The following is a 21,503-nucleotide window of genomic DNA, read 5'->3' on the forward strand; positions in this document are numbered from 1 at the left end:
CCTTTTCGGCAGGTTTTTGAACGCCGGGACGCGAAGACGCTCCGAAGGCGCCTCAACGCAGCTCACACCGGCAAATTGATGGTGACGGGGCTTTATAGATGGTATTTCGAAAAACGAAACATATTGGCTGCCAAATTCCCTAAATTTGGCTTAGTGCCCTGATTTAACTTGAAAAATTAGTCAAAGTGGTGGGGTTTTATTTTGAAATCCGACAAGTCTCTAGGTGCCGCTTACGACCCCTAACCACTGGAAACCCGCCCAACCGCCAGGGCTGAGCGTCATCCATGTGATCACAGCTTATTGTCGGATGGCCGCCCGAGAGGTCAGAGCGTTGTAATCGATGCGCCCTTGGCTTCGAGTTCTGCGCGCCGGGCGCGGAAATGCTCGCCGTAACCGTAAAACGGAATGCGCGGATTCAAGTGATGAATGAGGTGATAATTCTGGAAGACGAACACCGCCGTCACCAGCGGCTGAAGGGCGCCGCGCGCAAGAATGACATTGCTTGACCGGTAAGGATCGGTCTCATCATGGGGGCGATGAACGATAAAGGCGAAAAACATCGCCAGCACCGGCATAACGATAAGCGCCGGCAAGACCCAGAGGAAGAAGGTTTCGACCCCGTAACCAAGCGCCGTAAGCGTGGCCCATGCAGCCAACACAAGCAGGCGTTGGCCATAAATCGAAATCGCTTGCTCGCGCTTTAAAGTCCCTTCGCGGATCATGCGCCAGAGCTGAAGCTCATACCCCCACAGGATGGTTGAACAGCGCGCAAAAACCGCCAGCGGATTTTCTTTTGCAACCCACATATCGCCATCGGTCTTCGGATCGTTGGGCGCGCGGTGATGGGCGAGATGAACCGCCTTGAAGGCCGGAAAAGGCAGAAAGAACCAGATGCTGCCAAACTGGCCAATGGCCTCATTCAGCCATCTGAGGCGCGGATTGCCGCCGGAAATATTCCGGTGAATGGCCTCGTGATTGATATGCGCCAGGACGTAAAGCAGCGTCGCATTGACAAGGCAACCCGCCCAGAGCGGAAGCGCGCCGTTGAGCGAGGCCGTTACGGAAGCGATAAGACCCGCCCAAAACACGAAGAACAGCGCAACCGTCGGCCAGGCGGCGCCGCGGGAAACCGCGCGCGCGCCGGAAGGCGCATAAACGTCAAGGGTGCCAGCATCTGTCATAAGAAAATATTAAGTCTTTGTTTACTTTCCCGCAAGCGGCTTTGACCGCGGCAAAGCCTACGGAAAATCAATCAGAAGGCCTTGTCTTTCGCAGTCGCGCCAAAGCCTCGTTAACTCTCTTGCGGTAGGAAAAACCATGGCGCAGCCCTTTGATTCCGCCGGATTGGACCTTCAGAAGAAGCCAAATCCGCTCACCGTTTTCCAGCAGACGCTGGAACGCGACGGCATTTCGCCATGGCGGGCTCGCTTCAAAGCCCGTGACACCGAACGGCGCTATATTCAAAATCTGGTGGAAAAGACGCTGCCGAGCGAACGCATGCTCTGGTATTTGGTGATCTTCACCTATCTCGGCTACTGGATCCTCGATGTCCTGACGATTTCCGAAGGGCTGCAAACGGTGCTCACCATGCGGGTGATCGTCGCCTGCGCCATCGCAGCGCTGATCCCGCTTTCATTTGTTCCGAAAATCAAACCGCATTTCGGCTGGCTCAGCGCCGGCGGCATCTGGCTGTCCGGGCTTTCCATCATCGCGATGATTGCGATCATCCCGCCGCAAGGCGCGCCGCCTTACATCATCGGCGTGCTCGTCGCTTTCGTCGCCTCGTCATGCATCATGCGCATTCCGTTTCTGGTGGCGGCGGCGGCTTATCTGTCAACCTCGGCGGTCTACCTGGCGGTCCTCAATTTGCGGCCCGCCTTTTCCGATGTGGATGTAATTTCAGGCCACTTCTTCATGCTCTCCATCGCCGTTGTTGCTGTGGCGACGAGCTATCTGCAGGAAGTCCGCTCACGCATGATCTGGCTGCGCGATGAACAGCGCAAGCGCGACAATGAAGTGATCGAAAAACTTCTGATCGAAGCCACCGCCGCCGACCAGTCCAAGATCAACTTCCTTTCGATGATGAGCCACGAATTGCGGACGCCGCTGCACCAGATCATCGGCTATGCAGAGGTGGTCTCCAATTCCTACAAAGCCGCCAATGATGACGATGACAATGTCCGTCACCTGAATGAGATTCACGGCTCGGCCCATATTCTTCTTTCGCGGATCCAGAAGATGCTGCGTTTCGTCGACGCCACCGCGGGCAAGATGAAATATGAAATTGTCGAGACCTCGTCACAGGAACTTGTTGACGTCGCCATCGAACGCATGCGCGCCGCGCTGGAAAAAGCCTCCATCCACACCGATATAAGCGGACTGAAGGATGCGACGCTGAATATCGACATCGTCCACACCTGCTACGCCATCAACAACATCATTGAGAACGCCATCAACGCGTCAGAGGCGGGAACGACCCTGCATATCAGCGGAGAAACCCTCGAAGACGGCGCTTATGAACTTGCGATCCGCGATGAAGGCCGCGGCATGTCTCCCGAACAGATCGACAAAGCCATGAAGCCTTTTACCCAGAGCGAATCCGCGCTTGTCCGCTCACGCGAGGGGCTCGGGCTCGGGCTGACCGTCGCCAAACATATTTTCGAAGATCAAAATGCGACGATCCGGCTCGCGTCAGACGGACATACGGGAACCTGCGCGATCGTGCGGTTCAACCCGCCGCCGGCGAAAGCCAAGAAGCCGCCCAAGAACGCGCAGCAAGCCTAGATCACCGCGCACTGATGAGCGTCGAGGGCGCGCAAGCAAAACAATCAGAAGATTACTCGGCCGGCTTTTCAACGACGAGGAAATAGATCGCTTCCAGCGGATCGGACACGACCGAGACTTTCGCATCAGGAATGTCCGACGCCATGGCCTGCATTTCTTCCTCATTGCGGAAGTAAAGGCTCCAGTCCGTCACATATTCCAGCGGCCAGATCCGGCCCGTCGCCAGATTATTCACATTGCCGATGATCACCTGACCGCCGGGCTTTACGAAATCATAGAGCCGCTTGACGAAACGCTGGGCGAGCAGCGGATTGAGATAATCAACAAGGCCGGACGAATAGATCACGTCATTGCCGACAAAGACGCCATTGTCCGCTGTCGGACGAAGCATTTCGCGGAATGAAATGTTAAGGCCGCGGATGTTCAGGCGGTCACGCTCGGAAAGGCGCGCGATGCTGTCAAAAGCATAATCCAGCGCCGCCGGCTCCTGATCGACGAGATTGACCCGCCACTGCGTATTTTCGGCCGTCTCCTCAAGGAGGTCTTTAAGCTCGCGCGCCGGTCCGGCGCCAACGCTCGTCACGGTGAATTCACCGCCATCCCCGCCGCGGCGTTTCGCATAATCGGCCAGCAGGCTCGCCACCGTCTCCATCCGCGTGATGACGAAACGCGACGCGCTCATGCCAAGAAGATGCAGGAATTTTTGCGCGACCGTGTCGCCCTCCGGCTTCTGCTCATAGCCGTAATTCATGATCTTGTAGTCGCCCGGATAGCCGGCGGGCTTGTAATAGCAACGCGCCCAGCCAGGGCCGCCCATCAGGATCTGGGAGACCGTGCGTTCCGTATAGGATTTGTAGGCGATGCGCTTTTGTTTGTCGTTATGAATCTCCGCCGTCAGCTCGTTGCCGCGGCCGATGAGGTCGAGCCATTCGGTCTCGGCCGCCGCAGCAAGGTCGCGGGCGATGTCGTTCAGCTCATCGGCTGTGCAGCGATCTTCAATCGGCGCCACATGTTTTTGGATCCGCAGGAGATAACCGCCGAGAAACGCCGTCGCATCTGCGCAGAAAGTTTTATACGCGATAGACGGCTCAAGGTCCGGCGCAGCGGCGCGTCCTTCACGCGCAAGCACGCTGGCGTTTTCCCGGATCAGCCAGTTGAGGTCGAACCGGTTCGCCTCAAGCTCAAACCCGACGCTGACGGCGCCGGGTCCGGCGAGCCGGCGCACTTTGCGGGCGGCGCCGAGAAATAATTCACGACCATGTTGGGTGAGACGCAAAACGCCGGAAGTTCCGGCCGGGGCGCCGAGATCGTCGCCACGCAGGCGTGCGACACAGCCCGCGCCGGCCGCGCTGATATTTTCGAGATCAAAGACTTCATCTTCAAAGGTTACGCGCGGGGGAGACCCGGCGAACACAGCCGACGCTTCATAGCGGCTCGGGCGGAAAAACCGCGCCTTACCGGCTGCGCCGGGGAGATTCTCGTAGCTCTTCGACATTACGCCACCCCAAATAAAACTCTCCCCGCGGGCAGAGTATGCCTAACAAATCGTAAAAAACAACGCTGTACGCACGCTTCCTGCGGAAAACCATTGGTTAAAACTCTGATTACAGGCGAAAGCAGGGAAATCTGGCGCGTGCGGAGCATTCTATGCCGTTTCGGCTCTCCCAAAGGGGCTAAAGCAGGATATTCGTCCCCGGTCAAAGCGCCGCACTGCACGAGATGCGCCAGCGATAAGCTGACATATGGCGTCAGGCGGCGTCGTCGCCCACGAGAATCTCGCGCTTGCCGGCATGGTTCGCCGGCGAGATGACCCCTTCCTCTTCCATTCGCTCAATGAGGGTCGCCGCCCGGTTGTAGCCGATCTGAAGCCGGCGCTGGACATAGGACGTTGAGGCCTTGCGGTCGCGGATAACCACCGCCACCGCCTTGTCGTAAAGGGCGTCGCCGGAATTGGTGTTGCCGCCGAGATCGAGCCCGTCAAAGGCGCCGCCGTCGTCCTCCTTCAATTCGGTGACTTCCTGAACATAATCAGGGGCGCCCTGTTTCTTGAGGAAACTGACGATTTTTTCGACCTCGTCATCGGAGACGAAAGCGCCGTGGACGCGGCGCAGGCGGCCGCCGCCGGCCATATGAAGCATGTCGCCTTGCCCGAGGAGCTGTTCGGCGCCGGGCTCGCCAAGGATCGTGCGGCTATCGATTTTCGACGTCACCTGGAAGGAGATCCGGGTCGGGAAGTTCGCCTTGATGGTGCCGGTGATGACATCAACCGATGGCCGCTGGGTCGCCATGATGAGGTGAATGCCGGCGGCGCGGGCCATTTGCGCCAGGCGCTGGACCATGGCTTCGATATCCTTGCCGGCGACCATCATGAGATCCGCCACCTCGTCGATCACGACGACGATGAACGGCATGGGTTCATATTCAAGCTCTTCCGTCTCATAAACGGGTTCGCCTGTTTCCTCGTCATAACCGGTGTGAACGGTGCGGCTTAAGACTTCACCGTTTTCTTCAGCCTCGGCGACACGGGTGTTGAACCCTTCAATATTTCGTACACCAACTTTTGACATGCGCCGGTAGCGCTCTTCCATTTCGCGCACGGTCCATTTCAGCGCGACAACCGCTTTTTTCGGATCGGTGACGACCGGCGACAGCAAATGCGGGATGCCTTCATAGACCGACAGTTCGAGCATCTTCGGGTCGATGAGGATCAGTTTGCACTGATCGGGCGACAACCGATAAAGCAAGGACAGGATCATGGTGTTGATGCCGACCGATTTACCTGAACCGGTGGTGCCGGCAATCAGGAGGTGCGGCATGCGCGCAAGGTCGGCGAAGGTCGGCTCACCGCCAATGGATTTACCGAGCGCCAGCGTCAGATCCCCGCCCGAATGCTCATAGTCTTCAGCGCCTAAAAGCTCGCGCAACAGAACCATTTCCCGGTCCTGGTTCGGCAGTTCTATGCCTATGGCGTTGCGGCCGGGCACCACCGCGACGCGGCAGGCGACGGCGCTCATGGAGCGTGCGATATCATCAGCAAGACCGATGACGCGAGAGGATTTGGTGCCGGCGGCGGGCTCCAGCTCATAAAGCGTGACAACCGGGCCCGGGCGTACATTGATAATCTCGCCTCTGACGCCGAAATCGGCGAGCACATTTTCGAGCATGCGCGCATTCTGTTCCAGCGCCTCGTCAGAGACGACCGCGCGGCGCGCGCCATTTGGTTTCGCCAGAAGATTGAGCGGCGGCAATTCGAAATCATCAGCGGAGAAGACGGGCAGCATCGGCTGCGCCTCGCGGCGTTCGCGCTTGCTTGTTTTCTTTTTGCTCTTTTTACGGATGATCTTTCGCCGTTTGGCGCGTGCGGGCGCGGCGAGGATCGGTTCGCCATCCTCATCATATTCGGTTTCGAGGTCCCCCTCCTCGTCTTCATACTCTTCTTCGTATTCGTACTCGTCTTCTTCGTCGCCCTCTTCGTATTCTTCATCGTCTTCAGACGCCTCGCCCGAAAACCGCGCACGCAAATCTTCAACCCCGTCCCGGACGGCGAGCGCGCCGTCTTCAACCGTCCACCAGGCATCGGCGAGACGCTCACGGGTAAGCCCGCAAAGAATGGAGTAGGAAATGAGGCTTGCCATGGCAAAAAGACCCGCCGTCAGCGCGCGGGCGACGCCGGCGCCCAGAAAGGAAAGAAGCCCGGTGACGCCGTTGAAAAGAACCCCGCCGACGAGCCCGCCGGTCCCGACTACATAAGGCCAGTCCACCGGCGGCAGCCAGGAGGCGAGAAACGCAGCGCCCGCCAAAATCGCCGCCGGGGCGACGGCGAGACGGCGCCAGAAATCGCCCGGCGTTTCTTCCGGCGCGCCGCGCAGGACAGCAACGCCGCCCCAGATGGCGAGCGGCGCGATCAGCAAAATCGCAGCGCCGCCGATAAACTGTAAAAGAAGATCGGCCGCGATCGCGCCCAGAGGCCCGCCAAGATTGCGCACCGGCGCGGGCGTCGCCGTATTCAGGCTCGGGTCAGAAATGGTGAAGGTCGCGAGCGACACCGCCAGCCACAGCGCCAAAAGCACCATGGCCGCGCCACCCGCCCGCATCAGCGCGCCGCGTGAAAATGCGCGCAGGCGCTCGGCGAGATCGGCGAAGGGATCGGGGCGGCTCCGGCCTCGGGCCGAACGGGAATAGGTGCGGGCTGTAGACGGCATAAGACGACTGAATCTGGCGGTTGAACGGACACTTCGCAGGCGGAAAAAGCGTTAACGCGGACTTTGCCACGGCTTTTTCAAAAATGGGTTAACGGCTGTTAACGATTTCCCTAATCGGCAGGGTGGATGCTTTCCAGCGGCGCCGAGCGCACGCCGATGGTGTATTTGAGCGCCGTCCAGATGAGAAGGCTCATCACAAAGGAAAAGCCGGCGATGGCGCCGGTGCCCAAAAGCTGGCCCGGCAGCCAGATCCGCTCCGTCATCCAGAAGGCGACAATGGCGCCCCAGGCGCCGCAGAAGCAATGACAGGAAATGACGAAGCCCGCATCATCGAGGCGCAGCCGGTCCAGAAAGGGCGGGGTCACCGTGACGATGACGCCGCCGATGGCGCCGATCATCGCGGCCTGCCACATCAGCGGCGAGACCGGGTCGGCGGCGATGGAGACAATGCCGCCGACGGAACCGACCATGGCGGAGACAAGCCCGGTTCGCTTGTAAACCGTCTGTGTCAGGATCATCGCTGCAAGGGCGCCTGCCGCCGAGGCGACAAGGGCGTTCGCCGTCACGGCGCCGGCGGTGATCGCCGCTTCAACGGAGCTGATCGGGCCCAGAAGGCCAAGGATAACAAGCAAAAGGCCGGCGACGGTGAGGAGCGAACCAAAAGCGGACAGCGGCAGGGCGGTCGAGATCTGCGGCCGCGAAACGCCGTGACCGAAACGTCCGGATCGCGGACCAACGACGATGATGGCGGCGAGCGCCGCGGCGCCGGCCGACATGTGAACCGCTGCCGCGCCGCCGGCGTCACGGAAGCTCCATTGATCGGCGAAATAACCCTCGCTCCAGACCCAGGAGGCGCCGATGGGATAAATCAGCCCGGCCCATAACGCGGTGAAAAAAAGAAACGGCCACAGCCGCACCCGCTCTGAAATCGCCGATGACACGATGACGGCGCCGAGCGCGGCGAGCGTCATGTGAAAAAACCAGTGGGCGCCGGAAGCCCGGCCCGTATCGGCCGGATTGTCGTCCATCAAAGACCAGCTTTGAAACGGCCCCAAAAACCCGCCCTCTTCGATGCTGAAGAGAAGGTGATAGCCGACCGCCCAGAATGCAAAGACGCAAACTCCGAGGGCGCCGATGGTGCGCAGGCAAACCTGCGGCGCGTTCTGGGTGCGGGCGAGGCCGATATCTTTGAGCGCCAGCCCCGCAATCGCGATAATCGCGGCGATCCCGGCGACAATCAAAACGCCGCTGTCGAGCACGAATCGCGTCACATCGCTTGCCTGGGACATGTCCTGTGCGACGGCGGCGCCGGGCGCAAAGAAAAGTGCCGGAATAAGAAAACGGGCGAGGCGCATCATCATCCATCAACGGTTTGAAGCCACCCTCTCCTAGAAGTGTTTCCCGAAGGGTTAAAGCTCGGGATTATCTTGCCGAACAAAAGGATGCATGGCGGGCTCCAGCCCGCGCCATTCGCCGCAGCGTCCCGAGGTCAGTGGACGAATGGCCCCGGAAGCGCGATTGTCGCCCCATGAGCGACACGCAGCATTTCGACATTGTCGTTATCGGCGGCGGGCCCGCCGGGGGGCTGGCGAGCCTCGCCCTCGCGGCGCGCGGCTTTTCCTGCGCCCTTGTGGACGCCGCCGACCCCAAGGTGATGCGCGGCGCGGCTTTTGACGGGCGCACCTCGGCGATCTCCTACGCATCCGCGCGGGTGTTCAAACGGCTGGGGCTCTGGGACGCCATCGCCCCGGACGCCGAAGCCATTCGCGATATCCTCGTCACCGACGGGTGGGCGAGGTCATGGCTCTCGGACGGCGCCGTCTCCCCCTTCTCGCTCCATTTCGACAGCAGCGAATTGGGGCCGGACCAGCCGCTCGGCTGGATCGTCGAGAACCGGGTCATTCGCGATGTGCTGTTCGACGCCATCGACGCTGCGGACAGCATCACGCTGATGGCGCCGGCCGCGCGCGCCGCGACGAAGTTCAACTCGGGCGAGGCGATTGTCGATCTTGCCGATGGCCGCCGTCTTTCCGCTGCGCTCGTCATCGCCGCCGACGGGCGCCGCTCTGCCCTGCGCGCCGAAGCCGGGATCAAGACCAACAACTGGAGTTATGGTCAGGCGGGGATCGTCGCCACGGTCGCCCATGAAAAACCTCATGACGGCGTCGCCCATGAATTCTTTTTGCCGTCGGGCCCTTTCGCCATCCTGCCGATGACCCCCGTCCGCGAAGGCGGACTAATCAAAAAGCATCGGTCATCGCTGGTGTGGACCGAGCGCGCGGACGCCGCGCCCGCCTATATGGCGCTTGATGACGAGAAATTCCGTATAGAGATTGAAAACCGGTTCGGCGATCATCTCGGCGCGGTGACGCCCGCCGGTCCGCGATGGTCCTATCCGCTCGCGTTCACCCTTGCGCAATCTTACGTCGCGCCGCGCCTCGCGCTGATCGGCGATGCGGCGCACGCCATTCACCCGATTGCCGGCCAGGGTTACAATCTCGGCATCAAGGACATCGCCGCGCTGGCGGATGTCTTAAGCGACGGCCGGGATGTGGGGCTCGATATCGGCGCGCTCACTGTGTTGCAGAATTATCAGAAATGGCGGCGTTTCGATTCCGCCGCGCTGGCGCTCGGCTGCGACAGTCTTGTGCGGCTTTTTTCAAATGATTTCGGGCCTTTGCGTCTCGCTCGCGATCTGGGGCTTAGCGCCGCCGGGAAACTGAAACCCATGCGTGAATTTTTCATGCGTCAGGCGGGCGCCGATATGGGCGCCTTGCCGAGCCTGATGGCGCGGGAGGGTTAGCCCCTGAGCACCAACTCGCCTTTTCTCGCCTCAACACTTTCAAGACGCGACAAGAAGCTCATGCCGAGAAGGTTCACCGAAAGCTGTTCATCCTGAAGGATGAACGCCTTGACGCCTTCGATGCGCAAGCCTTCGATTTCGATCTCGTCAATGGTGACGAAAGCCGCCTTGGTTTCGCCATTCGCCGTGTGCACGGGATAGGTATAATCCGTATACGATGTATAGATGCCGGCGTTGCGGGCGTCGGAATCGCGCAACGCCACGTAGCTCGCGCCGGTGTCCACAAGGAACCGCGCGGAACGACGGTTGACGTCGGCGTTCACATAAAACTGACGGTCCGGCGAGGCGGCGATACGGATTTCATCGCCCCAGCCGCCCGAGCCGCCAGAACCGGACGGCGTCACGCTCGCGGCGCGCATGGTCATGGATTGGGACCCGGAATCTTGCGCCACGGCCTCACGCGCATCCATGGCCCGCACGCCGATCACGGCGGCGGCGACAATCCCGGCGGCGGCGATAATTTCCGTGCGCATGAAAGGCCCTTCTTCTGAAGGGCTATTCTGGCAAAGGTTGGTTTCCCGAAGGTCTAGGGGCTCGTTCGAATTCTAGCCTATCCGGTTAACCAAGACCGGTGGGCCAGAACGGTTACGAAAGCCCGAGCACATCGCGCATGGAGTAAAGCCCCGGCGGCTTGCCGAGGGCCCAGCGCGCCGCCGCGACCGCACCCTTGGCGAACAGGCCCCGGTCGATAGCGGCATGAGAAAGGGTGATCACCTCCTGCATTCCTGCAAAAGCGACCTGGTGGTCGCCGACAATCCCGCCGCCGCGCATTACCGAAAAGCCGATATCGCCGATTTCGCGCGCGCCGGTCCGCTCGCCCGAGGCGCGCTTGTCATCAAGATCGACGCCGCGGCCCGAAGCCGCCGCGCGGCCCAGCATCAGCGCTGTTCCGGAGGGCGCATCGACCTTAGCCCTATGGTGCGCCTCGAAGATTTCGATGTCGTAATCATCGTTCAACGCCTTTGCAGCCGCCTCCACGAGGGCGGTCAGCACATTCACGCCGACGCTCATATTGCCGGATTTGACGATGGGGATGGTCTTGGCGGCCTCCGCAATGGCGGCATCGTCATCGGCGGAAAACCCCGTCGTGCCGATGACATGGGCGACGCCTTTTTCCGCGGCCGCCCGGGCGTTGCCGACCGTCGCCGCGGGCACGGTGAAATCGATCAGGGCCCCGGCCCGAGCGAGGCCCTTGTCGGCCGCATCCTCAACCTGGAGCCCCAGCGCGTCGAGCCCGGCAAGGACGCCGATATCCTTGCCGATGTCGGGCCCGCCCGGACGCTCAAAGCCGCCGGCGAGCGTCGCTCCCGGGGTTTTCAGAATTTCCGCTACGACCGCGCGGCCCATGCGGCCCCCGGCGCCGGCGACAAGAATGGATGTTTTGGCCATGGATCACTTCGCTCAAAATCTTCGCGCCCTGGCCTAGCGCAACGGAGCGAAAGCGCAACCCGGTCATCTCGCGGCGCGCAAAAGAACCTCCGCCGTTTCTTTCGGCGCCTCGAGCATCATGTTGTGGCGCGTATCCATGATTTCGGTGCGCCAGGAAGGATCGGTCTCCAACCGGTCATAATACTCCCGAAAAGCTGGAATGCCGCTATTGCGCGCCCACACAAAAGTCTTCAGCGGGATACGCTCGCGCGCGCCGGTGAGCTTCAGTTTTTCTGAAAATGTTCCGACTGGCTGGGGCGATTCCGTGCGCTCCATGAACGCCGCGATCTCACCGTCATACCCAAAGAAGGCAGGCGCCGGTGATGGAATTGCATCTGCATCGCCGACGGCGTCCCTGAACTCGGGCGCCGCATCGAAAACGCATTCGCTGTCGTCCAGATACATGGCGTCGAGATAGACGATCGACCGGATGCCTCCTTCAGGAACGAGCTCCGCCGCAGCGCTGATCACCATGCCGCCATAGGAATGGCCCACAAGAACGACATCCGACAGCTCTTCCCATTTGATAAGAGTCGCCACATCTTGCGCATGCGTAGTCAGGTTGATGTCACGGCTCATCAGATGCGCGCGTTCGCCAAGCCCTGTCAGTGTTGGCGCAAAAACGCGATGACCTTGCGCCTCCAGAATATCCGCCACGTTACGCCACCAGCGCCCGCAGCACATGCCGCCATGGATGAGAAGAAATGTATGCTTGTCGCTCATGCCTCTCCCCTTGCCGAGCGTTTTGAGCTTACCCCATTACGCCGCGCGAATTAAGATCTCCGCGGTTTTTTCCGGCGCCTCCAGCATGGGGAAATGACCGCATGCAATTGTCTCCGTACGCCACGACGGATCGCTCTGCACCTTTTCAAAAAAGGCCGTAAAAATAGGCCCTTCCGCCAGCACATAGGTTTTCAGCGGTATTCGTTCGCGCGCGCCGGAAAGCTTGATGCGCTCTTCAAAACAGCCGCGCGGATGCGGTGTGCCTTTCTTTTCCAGAATGGATTTCAGCGCTTCGTTGTCGCCCGCGAAGAACACCGGCGGCGGCACCGGATCGTGATCGCCGGCGAGATCCTTGAAGTTCGAGGCGATATCCGAAAGCGACTGGCCGTCTTCGGGCAGGAAGGCGTCGAGATAGACGATGGAGCGGATCGTTCCTTCAGGCACGCGCTCCGCGACGCCTGACACCACCATGCCGCTATAGGAATGACCGACGAGAACGATGTCCGTCAGGTCTTCCCATTTGATGAGATTGACGATGTCGAGAATTTGCATGGAGAGATTGACTCCGGAGCCTTGCAGATGCTCGCGCGACCCGATGCCGGTCAGCGTCGGCGCGAAGACCCGGTGCCCTTCGGCGCGCAGCAAATCCGCCACGTCGCGCCAGAACCAGTCACCGCCCCACCAGGCGCCGTGCGATAGAACGAAAGTCGTTGACTTGGCGGCCATTATTCTCCCCTGTGAAAGTGATTAGTTTTCTACTTAACAAGTATAAGGAGGAAACAGAAAAGAGAAGAATAGATTTTCCGCAGCCGAGCTGTTTCGAAGAGGAGTAGTTCTTATACCCTTGTGGCGGGCGCTGAGCCGCCGACGCAACGAACGGCGTTCCGGCGGCCAAAACAAGACAGTGCGTCAGCCGCTAACGGGGCGACGGCGTTCCATAACGATGGGCGAAATAGGCAGCGATGTCGCGGGCGTTATCGAGGAACCGGACGCCCTTCGCCGTTTGGATCTTTGCATTGGGACCAACATCCGCGCCTTTGGCGAGAATGAGCGTCGGGCAATTCCAGTCGCCATCTCCCAGCATATCCACAAGGTCAGGGCGCGGATGGAGAAGCGGTTGATAACGAATATCGAGCGCTTCCTTGATCGCCGGAAAATAATGAAGGACGCCCCAGATCTCAGCGCATTCCGGGCAGAACTCACGCCGCCCCTTATCTTCAAATCCGGGCGCCAGCAAAAACAGAATATCCCTCGTCATCACACGCCGCACGCTTATAGATCGAGATGAAAAAACTGATTGAAATCGCTGGCGGCGTATTCAGCGAAAGCCTCGCCATTTTCGAAACCGCGCTTTTTGTAGAGTGCGATCGCCGGCACGAAAGTCGGCGTTGAGCCGGTCTCCAGACTCAAGCGCTTGTAGCCGCGCTGACGCGCAGTCTTGATAATATGATCGAGCATGACGGCGCCCGCGCCTTTGCCCAAATGATCTGGATGGGTGCGCATGGATTTGATTTCGCCATGGGTCGGCGACAGTTCTTTCATGGCGCCGCAGCCGAGAAGCGCATCGCCGTCCCACACTGACCAGAAGCTGACCCCCGGCGCCTTCAGTCCATCGACATCGAGCACATAGGCCATGCCTGGCGGCGAGTTCTCATGCATCTTTTCAAAATGATAGGCGAGCAGCGCCCTGATCTCTTCCCCGGAAAGATCATCTTCAACGATGTGCAAGCGCCTTCCCCTTTGGTCTATTTCTGAAACAGTTTCGCCATCAGCTCCGGGGGCAAGCCCTCACCCGCCATCATGGCCCGGCCCATATCGCTGTCCAGCAAGGCGTTGAAGTCTTGCATTTCTTCTTTGGAGTTGACGCGCGGATAAGGCTCATCCGGCGTCGCAACGCCGAGAAAGTCGCAAAGCGGCGCCCAACCGTCCTTCGCTTCGAACACGAGAAGCCGCTCCGGCGGGATCGCGGCCTTCACCGCCGCTTCATTCTCGGCGAAGACGCGGAGCAACGTGTCATGGTCGTGAATCTTGTGGTCGAAAAGCGCGTTGATCGCCTTGGCCGCCATATCGCCAAAACGCGTGCCTTCCATCATCGCCCACATTTGCGGGGACAAAATCGTTTCCTGCGTCGAGGCGAACCATTTTTCAGGATCGCGAGACGACAGGATAATTTTCGCATCCGGATAGTGTTCGGCGAGCTCTCGCCAGTAGGTCGCCGTGGGCCAGTCGACGGCGGCGGCGTAACCGTCATAAATCGCGTCCCAGTCAGGCGCGCCGTTAACGGCTTGCAACCATTGATCAAGACGTCCCTTGACGAGCAAAACCTCGCTCATGTGATAGCACGGGCCGAAGCCGAGCCGCTCCAGCGCCAGCTTCAAGGACGACGTGCCAGTCCGTCCAAAGCCGGCCCCGATCACCTTTAACGCCATCATCCACTCCTGATTTTTCGGCGAAGCTACTGTCCCCGCGTCGAATTTGCAAAGCGCGCGATTTCTTCACATTCAATATTGCGCCAGACTGAACCCGTTCTATTGTCCGCCGCGCATGCGGTCGGTTCCATCCTTCTCGATCTTTCGCCATCAGGGCTATCGCCATTACTGGATTGCACGGCAGCTGATCAGCGCCGAACGCCAGATGGTGGCGATCGCCATTGGCTGGCAGGTCTACGACCTCGCGCGCCTCACCCGCTCCATTGAGGAATCCGCTTTCATGCTGGGCCTCGTCGGATTGACTCAGTTCATCCCGGTCCTCGCGCTGTCGCTGCCCGGCGGGCAGGCGGCGGACCGCTTCGACCGGAAAAAGATCCTGGTCTATTCGAACGCCATCCGGTTTTTCGTCATCATGATGCTGTTTGGCGCGAGCTTTACAAAACCGTCGCTGGCGATTCCGTTGATTTTTCTCGCCGCCTTCTGCAATGGCGCCGTGAGCGCGTTCACCCCCGCCGCATCGAACTCCCTTTATCCGCGCCTTGTGCCGCGAGACGAGCTTCCCCTCGCCATTGCGTGGAACTCGCTGGGCATGCAAGGCGCCGCGATGCTGGGCCCGGCCGTCGGCGGGTTTTTGTTCATCATCGGGGCTTCTGCGGTTTACGCCTTCGCCGCGGGGCTCACCGCGATCGCCGTTGTGATGTTCGCCACCGCCGAAACGCCCACCCATGAGCCGGTGGAAAATGTGCGCGGCTGGTCGATGATCATCGAGGGGCTACGCTATGTATTCGACAACAAGCTCGTCCTCGGCTCCATCACGCTTGATCTCGTCGTGGTCTTTTTCGGCAGCGTCACGGCGCTGTTGCCGGTCTTCGCCCGCGATATTTTGATGGTCGGCGCCGAAGGGCTCGGGCTCCTGCGCGCCTCGCCCGCCATCGGCGCCGCTATTGTGGCGTTCATCCTCGCCGCCAATCCTCTGTCCCGCAAAGTGGGGCCGTGGCTCCTCGGCTCTATCGTAATTTACGGTCTCGCCATGTTCGGTTTTGCGTTTTCGCAAATCTTCTGGCTGTCCATGGTGATGCTGGCGATTACCGGCGCCGCGGACATGGTCTCCATGTTCATCCGCGCCTCGATCATGCAGCACGCAACCCCTGACGGCATGCGTGGACGTGTTTCTTCTGTGTCTTTCATTTTCATCGCCGCCTCGAACCAGCTCGGCGATTTCGAAAGCGGCGTCGCGGCGCGGTTTTTGGGACCGATCAACGCGGTGATTTTGGGCGGAGTCGTCTCGCTGGTCGCCGCCGCATCATGGCTGAAGCTGTTCCCGACCCTTTCCAAAGCCGACACATTCGACGAGACCGAAACCCCGGAAAGCGCCGCCTCTAAGACTGCTGCGCAGCAAACGCCTTAAGCCCTTCGAGCGCAGGCTCTTCAAGCGGCACATGCGCAAACGCAATCTCGCCCATCAGCGGCGCCATCAGGCCTTTATTGAGAAATGATGACGCCAGCTTGCTGTCCGCCAGCATCGGCGTCAGACCGTTGATGATGTTGCCGGCGAGATAAACGCCGCCATAGCTGAGAAAGACGAGCGCCATGTCGCCGCAATAAGAGCCGAGCATGGAAAGATAGATCTCAACCGTTTCGCTGGCGCGCGCATCGGCGCCGATTTGCGCGCGCTCGACGATTTCTTTTCCGTTTGGCGCCGGCAAGGGCGGCGCCTCGCCGTCCAGAGCGTGAAGACCGGCGTAAATTCGCTCGATGCCCGGACCGGACAACAGATCTTCTGCACAAAGATAATTGTCATCGTGGGAAAGCGCTGCGCAAAGCGCAAACTCGCGCGGCGTCGACGGCGCGGCGCGCACATGGCCGCCCTGGGTCGACAGAACGCTCGCCCGCTCATCCTTGACGAGATAGGCGCCAAGCCCCAGCCCCGTGCCGGGCGCGATGACAATCGCAGTTTTCCCGGGCGCCGGCTTCGCCGGCGTCAACAGGCTCGCATCAAGGCCCGCCGTATCGGCCAAAATATAGGCGAGCGCTTCAAGATCGTTCAGCACCGCCGCCCCGGCGAGACCAAATTCCCGGGTCAGCGCCCCTGCGTCCACCGTAAGATCGGCATTGGTGAGCGCCGCACGGCCGTCTTTCACCGGCCCGGCGACGGCGAGGAAAACGCGGGTAACGCTTGTCAGGCCCTCATCGCGCAGCACATCGGCGACGATCTCACCTGCTGTCTTGTAAGACGCCGTCCGGTAATGGCGCACGGCGGTCATGCGCCCGTTTTCAGCGGCGGCGGCGCGGACATTGGTGCCGCCAATATCAATCAAAAGGTCCATGCCGGCGACTATAACGCAATTCGCGCGACGTTTAGCCAGTTTACCGCTGCAGAGGCGCTGGCGGCCGATCCGCGGCGGCAAACACATCAAGCTTCCAGGTCAGCCGGTAGGTGACGAGATAGGCGTCATGGTCGGAAAGGACGCGGCCCCCGACCGGTTCATGGAACATTTTCTCTGCGCGGATCGGGCGGACATCGATGTCGGCGCCGCTGACAAAGCCTTGCAGGTCCTGGGTTTCGAGCCATGGCGCCTTGCCCTGTTCCGACGGAATGCGGGTCTCGCACCCCGCCGCCGGGTCGAGGCAATGCTCGCGCACGAAAACGCCCGGCAGGGTCTGCGCATTATGGCCGAACCGGGCCCTGGAATGGCGCGTGTTAAAATCGCCCGCATAGATAAACGGCCAGTCTGCATTGAGCCCCCGCGCCATCAGCGCGCCGAGCTCATCCACCTGCTGGCGATGGGCGGCGAGCGCCCGCTCCGGCGAGACGCCGGAACTGCGGTTTGAATTCAGATGCGTCGTGAGGATCTGGACCGGCGCCGGGGCGCCCGGAATTTCGATTGTCGCAATCATTGCGCCCTTATTGGCGAGGCAATCGTAACCGGCGCAGCTCGCCGGTTGAAACGGCGTCATCTCGGCGCTGACGATCGGATAGTCGCTCAAGACAAACAGACCCGACGGCATGAGTTTGGCGAGCCGTTCGCCTTTGAGGAAACTCCGGTCGCGCCGGAAATCCTCACCGATGGGCGCGGCGCCGGTTACGCTCCGGTCCGCCGCGGCGGGGCCTTGGAGACGGTTTGGGTAGACGGCGCCGATGCGCGCCGCAGCCGGCGTGAACGCCTCTTGCAGGACAATAATGTCAGGCGCGCGGCCTGACGCGTGGAGCGTTTCGATTTCATGTTTGATATCCTTCAGGGCGGCCTCGCGCCCCTTTTTGATAGGCCACGGGAGCCCCGCCACATTGTAGGTCATGACGGAAAGGTCGACGCTCGCCGTCCCGCGCATGGGGTCGAGCTGAAGCTTCGGCACTTTGGTGATGTTCTGCCGCGGCATCTGCGCATCTGCATAAGACGACGTCGCGGAAAGCGCAGCATGTGCGCAAAAAAGCAGCGCATTCAGAGCCAGAAAAGGCGCGCGAAAGAATTTTCCGACCTTCATAAACGCAAAGCCGATCCGCCGATACGGCCGCGCTTATGCCTTAGTCAGATGACAATTTTTTGAGAGGTGTACGGAGTTTTTATGACAGTTAGGTGCGGGGATGGTTAATGGGCGCCGCGAACTTTCCACCCGATCTCCCCTGCGAAAGCGGGGGTAGTCGGCGGGGTGGACCATTTTCCCCTTTGAGGGCTGAGCAGCGTGCCGCAGGATTCTGGAAACGCGCCTACCGCCCGTCGGTGACGTTCTCCCAGAAGGTTTTGGCCTTGTCGAAAAAGCCCTTGTGCTGGGGACAGGCCGCTTCGCCGCCGCCGGCCTCGCAGAACTGCTTGAGCAAGTCTTTCTGTTCGGCATTAAGCCCCGTTGGCGTTTCCACCTGGATTTCAACATAGAGGTCGCCGCGCCGGCGCACATCGCCCCGGCCGGAACTGTCCAGCTGGGTCATGCCCTTGCCGCGCACGCGGAAGCGCTTGCCGGTCTGCGATCCTTCGGGCACGGAAATCTTCACGCGCCCGCCGTCGATGGTCGGGGTTTCAAACTCACCGCCGAGCGCCGCCGTGGTCATGGGGATCGGCATGACGCAGAAGAGATCCGGCCCGTCGCGTTCGAACAGATCGTTCTCGTTCACATGGATGAAGATATAGAGATCGCCCTCCGGTCCGCCGCGCGGACCCGCCTCACCCTCGCCCGACAGGCGAATGCGTGTGCCGTTTTCGATGCCGGCCGGGATATCCACGGACAATGTCCGCTCGCGCCGGACCCGGCCCTGGCCGCCACAATCCGTACACGGATCGCTGATCACGCGGCCTTCGCCGTTACAGTGCGGGCAGGCGCGCTCAATCGTGAAAAAGCCCTGTTGCACGCGCACGCGCCCGACGCCCTTACAGGTGCCGCATTCGGTCGGGCCTGAACCCGGCTTTGCGCCCGATCCTTCACAGCTTTCGCACGCGACGGAACCCGGCACTTTGATCTCAGTTTTCTTGCCGCGAAACGCCTCTTCCAGACTGATCTGGAGATTGTATTTAAGGTCGGCGCCGCGGCCCGGCCCGGTGCGCCGTCCGCCGCGCTGGCCGCCCATGAATTCGCCGAAAATCTCGTCGAAAATGTCGGAAAAGCCGGCGGCGCCTGCGCCGCCCGCGCCGCCAAAGCCGCGCGCAAAACCACCGCCCATGCCGCCGGCGCCAGCGCCGCCATTTTGAAAGGCGGCGTGGCCGAAACGGTCATAGGCCGCGCGTTTTTGTTCGTCGGAAAGAACTTCGTAGGCTTCGCCAAGCTCCTTGAATTTTTGCTCGGCCGTCGGATCATCCTTGTTGCGGTCGGGATGATATTGCATGGCGCGTTTGCGGAAAGCGGATTTGATCGACGCCGGATCCGCACCGCGCTCAATGCCTAGAACTTCATAATAGCAAGCTTGCGCCATAACACTTCACGCGCCCGGTTGTTCGGGTTTTCCGATCGTCGCCCCTCTCATCCGGTCCGCCCCCAAATTCCAAGGACCGGGACGAAAAGGGCCGCGCGATCTGCGCGGCCCCCCTGTCGCTTTTAGTCTTTCTTTTCGCCGTCGACTTCTTCGAAATCAGCATCGACGATGTCGTCGTCGCTGCTTTCTTCGCGGGCGGCGTCGGCCGCGGCCGCTTGCGCGCCCGCATCGGCTTCATCGCCGGCGCCGGCCTTATACATGGCCTCGCCGAGCTTCATGGTCGCCTGCGCAAGGGTTCCGGCGGCGGTGTTGATCTCTTCAACATCATCGCCTTCGAGTTTTTCTTTCAGCGTCGCAAGCGCTTCGTCGATGGCCTTGCGGTCATCGCCTTCCAGCTTGTCGCCATACTCCTCGAGATTCTTCTCGGTCGAATGGACCAGCGCTTCGGCGCGGTTCTTGGACTCGACGCCCTCGCGGCGCTGTTTATCAGCGTCAGCGTTGGCTTCGGCGTCCTTGACCATCTGGTCGATATCGGCGTCTGACAGACCGCCCGAGGCCTGAATGCGGATCGACTGTTCTTTGTTGGTCGCCTTGTCCTTGGCCGAAACATGGACGATGCCGTTGGCGTCGATGTCAAACGTGACCTCAACCTGCGGCACGCCGCGCGGCGCCGGCGGAATGCCGACGAGATCGAATTGGCCGAGCATCTTGTTGTCGGCCGCCATTTCACGCTCGCCCTGGAAGACGCGGATCGTCACCGCCGACTGATTGTCTTCAGCCGTGGAGAAGGTTTGCGACTTCTTGGTCGGGATCGTCGTGTTGCGGTCGATGAGGCGGGTGAAAACACCGCCCAGCGTTTCGATGCCGAGCGACAGCGGCGTTACGTCGAGCAGGAGAACGTCCTTGACGTCGCCCTGAAGAACGCCTGCCTGGATCGCCGCGCCGAGCGCCACGACTTCGTCCGGGTTGACGCCCTTGTGAGGCTCCTTGCCGAAGAAGGCTTTCACCGTCTCCTGCACTTTCGGCATACGAGTCATGCCGCCAACGAGGATGACGTCGTCAATGTCGCCGGGGGTGACGCCGGCGTCTTTCAGCGCCGCCTTGCACGGATCGACCGTGCGCTTGACGAGGTCTTCAACAAGGCTTTCGAGCTTGGCGCGCGAGAGCTTCATGGTGAGGTGCTTCGGCCCGGAGGCGTCGGCGGTGATGAAGGGCAGGTTCACTTCATAGGAAGAGGTCGAGGAAAGCTCTTTCTTGGCTTTCTCCGCTTCCTCTTTCAGGCGTTGCAGCGCGAGTTTATCCTTGCGCAGATCAATGCCCTGATCCTTTTTGAACTCATCGGCGAGATAATCGACAATGCGCAGGTCGAAGTCTTCACCGCCGAGGAAGGTGTCGCCATTGGTGGACAGCACCTCAAAAACGCCGTCGCCGATCTCAAGGATCGAGACGTCGAAGGTGCCGCCGCCGAGGTCGTAAACGGCGATCTTCTTGCCTTCTTTCTTGTCGAGACCATAGGCAAGCGCAGCCGCCGTCGGCTCGTTGATGATCCGGAGGACTTCAAGCCCGGCGATTTTGCCGGCGTCTTTGGTGGCCTGGCGCTGGGCGTCGTTGAAGTAAGCCGGCACGGTGATGACGGCCTGCGTCACTTCCTGTCCGAGATAGCCTTCCGCCGTCTCTTTCATTTTCTGCAGGATGAAGGCCGAAATCTGCGACGGCGCATATTTCTCGCCGCGGCTTGAAACCCAGGCGTCGCCATTGTCGCCCTTGACGATCTCGTAAGGGACCATGCCCTTGTCTTTTTGCGCGGTCGGATCGTCATAGGGACGACCGATCAGGCGCTTGATCGCAAAGAAGGTGTTTTCGGGGTTGGTGACCGCCTGGCGGCGGGCCGGCTGGCCAATCAGGCGCTCGCCGTCTTCGGTAAAAGCAACCACGGAGGGCGTGGTGCGCGCGCCTTCGGCGTTTTCGATGACTTTCGGCTCTTTGCCTTCCATGACGGCGACGCAGGAGTTCGTCGTCCCGAGGTCAATGCCAATAACTTTACCCATTCGTCTTTTCTCCATTCGCAGCGAGCGGTCCCGTTATTTCCGGCCTTCATATCGGCCCTTTTGGCGCCGGAAAGCGCCGGAAGCGGACAGCCCCTAGGGGTGACAGTTGATGGATGCGGAGGAGCA

The 21,503-nt window shown here is 60.6% G+C and carries 18 protein-coding genes; 3 read left to right on the forward strand and 15 right to left on the reverse strand.

Going from position 1 to position 21,503, the window contains the following annotated elements:
* Nucleotides 1–323: 323 nt before the first annotated feature.
* Nucleotides 324–1,181, reverse strand: coding sequence for a fatty acid desaturase (locus tag ACFC5L_RS02610; protein ID WP_375201839.1), 858 nt, complete (start codon nt 1,179–1,181; stop codon nt 324–326).
* Nucleotides 1,182–1,317: 136 nt separating this feature from the next.
* Here ACFC5L_RS02610 and ACFC5L_RS02615 point away from each other — a divergent pair, with 136 nt between their 5' ends.
* A complete protein-coding gene (locus tag ACFC5L_RS02615; protein WP_375201838.1) occupies nt 1,318–2,784 on the forward strand; it encodes a sensor histidine kinase in 1,467 nt (488 codons plus the stop codon).
* Nucleotides 2,785–2,836: 52 nt separating this feature from the next.
* Here the strand turns inward: ACFC5L_RS02615 and ACFC5L_RS02620 are convergent, their stop codons facing one another.
* The 3 genes from ACFC5L_RS02620 to ACFC5L_RS02630 all read right to left on the reverse strand — a co-directional run bounded on the left by ACFC5L_RS02620 (nt 2,837) and on the right by ACFC5L_RS02630 (nt 8,347).
* Nucleotides 2,837–4,279: a class I SAM-dependent methyltransferase gene (locus ACFC5L_RS02620; protein WP_375201837.1), complete on the reverse strand. Its 1,443-nt coding sequence runs from the start codon at nt 4,277–4,279 to the stop codon at nt 2,837–2,839.
* A 253-nt stretch (nt 4,280–4,532) separates the two neighbouring features.
* Complete coding sequence (locus ACFC5L_RS02625; RefSeq protein ID WP_375201836.1) at nt 4,533–6,986, reverse strand: FtsK/SpoIIIE family DNA translocase; 2,454 nt, start codon at nt 6,984–6,986, stop codon at nt 4,533–4,535.
* Nucleotides 6,987–7,096: 110 nt separating this feature from the next.
* On the reverse strand, nt 7,097–8,347 hold the full coding sequence (locus ACFC5L_RS02630; RefSeq protein WP_375201835.1) for a hypothetical protein: 1,251 nt from the start codon (nt 8,345–8,347) through the stop codon (nt 7,097–7,099).
* A 167-nt stretch (nt 8,348–8,514) separates the two neighbouring features.
* Here ACFC5L_RS02630 and ACFC5L_RS02635 point away from each other — a divergent pair, with 167 nt between their 5' ends.
* The gene (locus ACFC5L_RS02635; RefSeq protein WP_375201834.1) at nt 8,515–9,789 is read left to right on the forward strand and encodes a UbiH/UbiF/VisC/COQ6 family ubiquinone biosynthesis hydroxylase; all 1,275 of its coding nucleotides are present in this window, start codon (nt 8,515–8,517) and stop codon (nt 9,787–9,789) included.
* Here ACFC5L_RS02635 and ACFC5L_RS02640 read toward each other — a convergent pair.
* The 7 genes from ACFC5L_RS02640 to ACFC5L_RS02670 all read right to left on the reverse strand — a co-directional run bounded on the left by ACFC5L_RS02640 (nt 9,786) and on the right by ACFC5L_RS02670 (nt 14,432).
* The gene (locus ACFC5L_RS02640) at nt 9,786–10,322 is read right to left on the reverse strand and encodes a TIGR02281 family clan AA aspartic protease (protein WP_375201833.1); all 537 of its coding nucleotides are present in this window, start codon (nt 10,320–10,322) and stop codon (nt 9,786–9,788) included. The two genes, ACFC5L_RS02635 and ACFC5L_RS02640, sit on opposite strands and share 4 nt — an antisense overlap.
* 112 nt (nt 10,323–10,434) lie before the next feature.
* Nucleotides 10,435–11,238, reverse strand: a complete 804-nt coding sequence (gene dapB / locus ACFC5L_RS02645) for a 4-hydroxy-tetrahydrodipicolinate reductase (protein ID WP_375201832.1) — start codon at nt 11,236–11,238, stop codon at nt 10,435–10,437.
* Between the two features lie 63 nt (nt 11,239–11,301).
* The gene (locus ACFC5L_RS02650; RefSeq protein ID WP_375201831.1) at nt 11,302–12,000 is read right to left on the reverse strand and encodes an alpha/beta fold hydrolase; all 699 of its coding nucleotides are present in this window, start codon (nt 11,998–12,000) and stop codon (nt 11,302–11,304) included.
* 36 nt (nt 12,001–12,036) lie between these two features.
* Entirely contained in the window at nt 12,037–12,726 is a 690-nt protein-coding gene (locus tag ACFC5L_RS02655) for an alpha/beta fold hydrolase (protein WP_375201830.1), read from the reverse strand.
* Nucleotides 12,727–12,916: 190 nt separating this feature from the next.
* Entirely contained in the window at nt 12,917–13,258 is a 342-nt protein-coding gene (locus tag ACFC5L_RS02660) for a DUF3088 family protein (protein ID WP_375201829.1), read from the reverse strand.
* A 14-nt stretch (nt 13,259–13,272) separates the two neighbouring features.
* Entirely contained in the window at nt 13,273–13,728 is a 456-nt protein-coding gene (locus ACFC5L_RS02665; protein WP_375201828.1) for a GNAT family N-acetyltransferase, read from the reverse strand.
* Nucleotides 13,729–13,745: 17 nt separating this feature from the next.
* Nucleotides 13,746–14,432, reverse strand: coding sequence for a sulfotransferase family protein (locus ACFC5L_RS02670; RefSeq protein WP_375201827.1), 687 nt, complete (start codon nt 14,430–14,432; stop codon nt 13,746–13,748).
* Between the two features lie 112 nt (nt 14,433–14,544).
* On the opposite strand from ACFC5L_RS02670, the gene ACFC5L_RS02675 reads away from it, so the two are divergent.
* The gene (locus tag ACFC5L_RS02675) at nt 14,545–15,837 is read left to right on the forward strand and encodes an MFS transporter (RefSeq protein ID WP_375201826.1); all 1,293 of its coding nucleotides are present in this window, start codon (nt 14,545–14,547) and stop codon (nt 15,835–15,837) included.
* Here ACFC5L_RS02675 and ACFC5L_RS02680 read toward each other — a convergent pair.
* The 4 genes from ACFC5L_RS02680 to dnaK form a co-directional block, all read right to left on the reverse strand.
* Nucleotides 15,809–16,756 (reverse strand): glucokinase, encoded by a 948-nt coding sequence (locus ACFC5L_RS02680; RefSeq protein WP_375201825.1) that lies wholly within the window; start codon nt 16,754–16,756, stop codon nt 15,809–15,811. The two genes, ACFC5L_RS02675 and ACFC5L_RS02680, sit on opposite strands and share 29 nt — an antisense overlap.
* A gap of 40 nt (nt 16,757–16,796) precedes the next feature.
* The gene (locus tag ACFC5L_RS02685) at nt 16,797–17,912 is read right to left on the reverse strand and encodes an endonuclease/exonuclease/phosphatase family protein (protein ID WP_375201824.1); all 1,116 of its coding nucleotides are present in this window, start codon (nt 17,910–17,912) and stop codon (nt 16,797–16,799) included.
* 223 nt (nt 17,913–18,135) lie between these two features.
* Nucleotides 18,136–19,329, reverse strand: a complete 1,194-nt coding sequence (gene dnaJ, locus ACFC5L_RS02690; RefSeq protein ID WP_375201823.1) for a molecular chaperone DnaJ — start codon at nt 19,327–19,329, stop codon at nt 18,136–18,138.
* Between the two features lie 122 nt (nt 19,330–19,451).
* Nucleotides 19,452–21,377, reverse strand: a complete 1,926-nt coding sequence (dnaK, locus tag ACFC5L_RS02695) for a molecular chaperone DnaK (protein ID WP_375201822.1) — start codon at nt 21,375–21,377, stop codon at nt 19,452–19,454.
* Between the last annotated feature and the right edge of the window lie 126 nt (nt 21,378–21,503).

The sequence above is a fragment of the Hyphococcus sp. genome, from assembly GCF_041986965.1.
Taxonomy (GTDB): Bacteria; Pseudomonadota; Alphaproteobacteria; order Caulobacterales; family Parvularculaceae; genus Hyphococcus.